Annotated in this window: 1 protein-coding gene and 1 pseudogene; both read right to left on the bottom strand. The window is 39.0% G+C overall.

Annotated elements, in window-relative coordinates:
* Positions 1–419 (bottom strand): annotated as a pseudogene (locus ACT3RM_RS18090) (cyclase family protein); the annotation flags it as partial.
* A 46-nt stretch (positions 420–465) separates the two neighbouring features.
* A partial coding sequence (locus ACT3RM_RS18085) for an aldehyde dehydrogenase family protein (RefSeq protein ID WP_444511544.1) occupies positions 466–654 on the bottom strand: 189 nt, incomplete at its 5' end.

Raw genomic sequence — 654 nt, 5'->3', positions numbered from 1 at the left:
GCATGACCAAGCGCATCCATATGTGTAGTTCCTTGTAAATACATAAACACAGCATCATCTGAATACTTAACACCACCCGCTAGCTCATCAAGCTTCCCTGTTGAATACATGCTTTGATCTTGAGTCATATAATGCATTGCTGGAACACGACCTGGAAATACAGGACCGATGCCATGAGTAATTGGGAGTTGTAAAGTAAAAGTTTTACCTGAATTAACTGCCTTTATGCCACGTAATGCCTGTGTTTTGTCTAAATAATTAAGTGCGCCAATTTGGTTCTCTTTACCCCATTTAGTCCAGTTTTTTGGCATATCTTTTTGTAATTCTTCGATTAGGCTCGTTTCAGCTAAAGCCACACCAGCTGACGCTAGTAGAGCACTTGTAATCGCAACATTAAGTAGCTTTGTTATATATTTCATAGTTTTATCCTTTGTTGTTAAAGACTGCAATATTATTATTTTGTTGCTAACACAATTTAATGTACTTGGTTTCCAAATATTCCTCGATTCCCTGCTTTCCGCCCTCACGACCAACACCAGAAGACTTAATACCACCAAAAGGGACTGCTGCATCAGAAATCAACCCCGTATTGACACCTATCATCCCAGCTTCAATCGCGCGTGAAATTCGTTTAATTTGAGCTAAATTAGAACT

This window comes from Pseudoalteromonas sp. AOP7-A1-14, assembly GCF_052376275.1.
Classification (GTDB): Bacteria; Pseudomonadota; Gammaproteobacteria; order Enterobacterales; family Alteromonadaceae; genus Pseudoalteromonas.
This window is presented reverse-complemented; position numbering and strand designations above follow the sequence as displayed.